This window comes from Rhodococcus sp. P3_B8 (assembly GCF_056402775.1).
Window position 1 is genome coordinate 1 of sequence record NZ_JBFUGT010000461.1, and the last position, 3,768, is coordinate 3,768.

Genomic DNA, 3,768 nt, shown 5'->3' on the forward strand with positions numbered 1-3,768 from the left:
CCTTCTCGAAGTCCTTGCCCACCATCTTGTCCATCGGGAAGAGGACGCCCACGATCTTGAAGAAGCGGTTGGTCTTGCCGGTCATCTGCCAGCGGACGGTGGTCCCGGCGCTGTTCGGTTCGAGGAGGAACGTCGTGACGTTGTCCGCCTTGAACGGTTTGAGGAACTTCAGGTCGAGCACGACCTTCGAACCGGGCACCGACTCGGTGATCACCATCGACCCCGCCCCCGCCTTGCGATTGCCCTCCCAGGCGTAGGCAGCGCCGACACCCGAGGCCGGGCCGGAGTACGTGCGCTTCAGGTCGGGATCGACGTTCTCCCACGGCGACCACGACTGCCACAGCCGGAAGTTGTCGAGGAGCGGCTGAACGGCGTCGGGGCTCGCATCGATGACGGTGGAACGCTCGACGAGGAAGTCGTCCGAAGCCATGCCGGTCTCCATTCGGTGTCGGGTGTGGTGGAACGGGGTCGCGCCCACCTGTCCAGGTGGAAGATAACGCCTCACCGGCGGTCGCTCGCGCGGTATCGTCGGGAGCGACCCAACGACAGTGCTGTGGTGGGGGTAGCAGTGACGACCGAGACGGATCTGATCCGCAATATCGCTCTGATGGGACATCAGGGTAACGGGAAGACGACGCTCGCGGAGGCGATGCTCTTCCGCGCCGGTGTCGTCACCCGGCCCGGACGCGTCGAGAGCGGTAACACCGTGCTCGACACCCAACCGGAAGAACACGACCGCACGCAGTCGCTGGCGCTCGGCCTGGCCTCCTTCTCGTGGGGCGACTACCGGATCAACCTGCTCGACCCGCCGGGCTACGCCGATTTCGTCGGCGACGCGATGACCGCGCTCCGGGTCGCGGACGTCGCCGTGTTCGTGATCGACGGCGTCAGCGGCCTGCAGGTGAACGACGAATTGCTGTGGCAGGCGGCCGGTGAGCGTTCCATTCCGCGCATCCTGTTCGTGAACAAGATGGACAAGGAGCGGGCGTCGTTCGACGTCGTCCTGGCCGGGATCCGCGACCATTTCGGGTCCGGGGTCGAGCCGGTCGACCTGCCCGTCGGCGAGGCGTCGGCGTTCACCGGGGTCGCGGATCTCCTCACCGAGCACGTCATCCTCTACGACAGCGGGTCCGCGAACACGAGCGACGAACTGCCCGTCGACATCGCCGACCGCGAGCACGAACAGCACGAGCATCTCGTGGAGGACGTGGTCGAGATCGAGGACGACCTGCTCTCGAAGTATCTCGACGGGGAGGACATCTCCGTGGCCGAACTCGAGCACGCGCTCCGCGCGGGTTTCGCGGCGGGCTCGCTGTGGCCGGTGCTGTGCGGGTCGGCTGTCGATGCGATCGCCGTCGACCGGTTGCTCGACTTCGTGTGCCGGATCGCGCCCGCACCGTCGGAGGTCCCGGGCATCGAGGTTCACGGCGACGGGGTCGCCGAGGTGCGGTGCGATCCGTCCGGCGACCCGCTCGCGTACGTCTTCAAGACGCAAACCGACGAATACGTCGGGCAGGTGGCGTTGGTGAAGATCCTGTCCGGCACCGTGCACGCCGACGACATTCTCGTCAACCAGCGCACCGGCGCGAAGGAGCGCCTGCACAACCTCCTTCGCGTCCTCGGTAGCAAACACACGGCGATCGACACCGCGGAAGCAGGCGACATCGTCGGCGCCATCAAGCTGACCGACGTCTCGACAGGCGACACCCTCGCCCCGATCGGCTCGTCCCTCACCGTGCCTCCGATCGTGCACCGGCGTCCCGTCTACGGGATCGCCGTGGCCGCCGAGAGCGCGGGCGACGAGGACAAACTGGCGACGGCCCTCGCCGAGCTCGTCAGCGACGACCCGACGCTGGAGGTGACCCGCGACAGCGAAACCCACCAGACGGTGGTCCGGGGCGCCGGCGACGTGCACGTGCAGGTCGCGCTGACCCGGCTGAAGCGGCGGTACGGCATCACCCTCCAGACCGAACCTGTCAAGATCGCGTACCGCGAGACGCTGCTCGGCGCCGTGGAGACGGAGGGCCGCCACAAGAAGCAGAGCGGCGGCCACGGCCAGTTCGGGGTGGCGACGGTCCGCTTCGAGCCGCTCCCCCGCAACGAGGGCTACGAGTTCGTCGACGAGACCCGCGGTGGCGTGATACCCAAATCCCTCATCCCCGCGGTCGGCAAGGGGATCGCCGAATCGATGGGACGCGGAGGCCGGCACGGGTTTCCGCTCGTCGACCTGCGGGCCACCGTTCTCGACGGCAAGCATCACTCGGTCGACTCCGACGATTTCAGTTTCCGGATGGCGGGGGCACTCGCCCTCCGTGCGGCCATCGACAAGGTGGGCACCCTCGTCCTCGAACCCGTCGACCACGTCGAAGTCACGGTGCCGTCGGCGCTTCAGGGTGACGTGATGGCGGATCTCGGACGGCGCCGCGGCCAGATCGAGGGCACCGAACCGGCAGGCGACGGCGAGGTCACCGTGATCGCGTCGGTGCCGACGAGCGAGGTCACCGACTATCCGGTCGCCCTGCGCTCGATGACACACGGGCGTGGCCGTCTCGCACTGAGTTTCAAGTGTTACCAGGAGCGGCCCGAACCGCGCTGAGTCGCCGTGGAGGGCGGGGCCGGTTCGTGAGCCGCCGCTAGTGCTCTCGACCGGTCCGCAGCCGAGCGGCGAGTTCCGCGCGACTGCGGACCCCGGCCTTCCCGTACACCGATTTCAGGTGGTCCTGGACGGTGTTCACCGTGATGCCGCGGCGGTCCGCGATCTCGGATGTCGCGTAGCCGGCCATCACATCGGCGCACACGTCACGCTCGCGTGCGGTCACCGCATACGCCGCGAGCAGCAGTCCCGTCAGCTCGCCGTCGACGGCGGGTTCGAGGGTGACCACCGTCTGCGGTTCGTCGCCGCCGATCAAGGCCGTGGCGCGCACCAGAATCCAGCCACCTTCCGCGTCGCGCACCCGCGCCTTGAAGATCCCCGACCCGCTCGACCGCGCCCCGAACGTCGCGGCCCGCAACACCACGGTCAGCCTGCCCGGGGCGACCTCGTCGAAGCGGTCCTGCCAGCCGCGGGCAGCGGCCGTGAGCGCAATCGGATCGCCGGCGGCGTCGGTGACCACTACCGCGGGACCCTGGTCGCCGCGACCGGAGACCGCCGGGGGGTGTACGGACGCGGCCCGCGTCGCGACCGCCAAGCCGGGAGCCACGAGTGTGAGGAACTCGAGCTCACGGTCGGTGAAATCCGGCCCGGACCGCACGAATCCGGCTGCACCCCAGCACACGCCATTGACGCGAAACACGATTCGGACCTCGCTGCCCAGCCCCAGCGGCGCCCACACCGCGCCGTGGCGGAGGCTGTGCGCGACCTCGTCCGCGGGTAGGTCCGAGGCCCGCGCGACGGTTCGGCCACTGCGGGCGAGTTCGGCGAACGTGCCCGGATCGTCGCCGTTGTACTCGGATTCGGCGAGCAGCGGTTCGTACTGCTGCGGTATCCGGCTGCGCCCACTGGTCATCGAACTGATCGCGAGTGTCTCCGGGTCGAGCATCGCCCAGCACGTCAGGTCGCTGCGCACCGTCTCACCGACCAGTTCGATGGCGCGCTCGTGCAGCTGCGTGACACCGGCGCCCGATCCCGCGACCGCGAGCACCTCCCGGCGCAGCTTTTCCGCCCGGACCTCCAGCATGAACACAGTATGCGCTGGTCACAGGCACACCGCCATCCCAGATTCCGGGGATGGGCAGCGGGGTGCACCGGTCCTACCGTCGCAGTATGTC

The 3,768-nt window shown here is 68.7% G+C and carries 3 protein-coding genes; 1 reads left to right on the forward strand and 2 read right to left on the reverse strand.

Annotated elements, in window-relative coordinates; all coding sequences use genetic code 11:
• Window positions 1-430, reverse strand: a 430-nt coding sequence (locus AC1D1G_RS42865) for an SRPBCC family protein (protein WP_477956672.1), incomplete at its 3' end; no start/stop codon positions are given.
• Between the two features lie 138 nt (window positions 431-568).
• Here AC1D1G_RS42865 and AC1D1G_RS42870 point away from each other — a divergent pair.
• The gene (locus AC1D1G_RS42870; RefSeq protein ID WP_283352430.1) at window positions 569-2,596 is read left to right on the forward strand and encodes an elongation factor G; all 2,028 of its coding nucleotides are present in this window, start codon (window positions 569-571) and stop codon (window positions 2,594-2,596) included.
• 37 nt (window positions 2,597-2,633) lie between these two features.
• Here the strand turns inward: AC1D1G_RS42870 and AC1D1G_RS42875 are convergent, their stop codons facing one another.
• Entirely contained in the window at window positions 2,634-3,677 is a 1,044-nt protein-coding gene (locus AC1D1G_RS42875) for a helix-turn-helix transcriptional regulator (protein WP_477956673.1), read from the reverse strand.
• Window positions 3,678-3,768: the final 91 nt, after the last annotated feature.

Excerpts from the sequence above, each read along its gene's own strand:
- AC1D1G_RS42875 (WP_477956673.1), bottom strand. The coding sequence starts at position 3,677 with ATGCTGGAGGTCCGGGCGGAAAAGCTGCGCCGGGAGGTGCTCGCGGTC.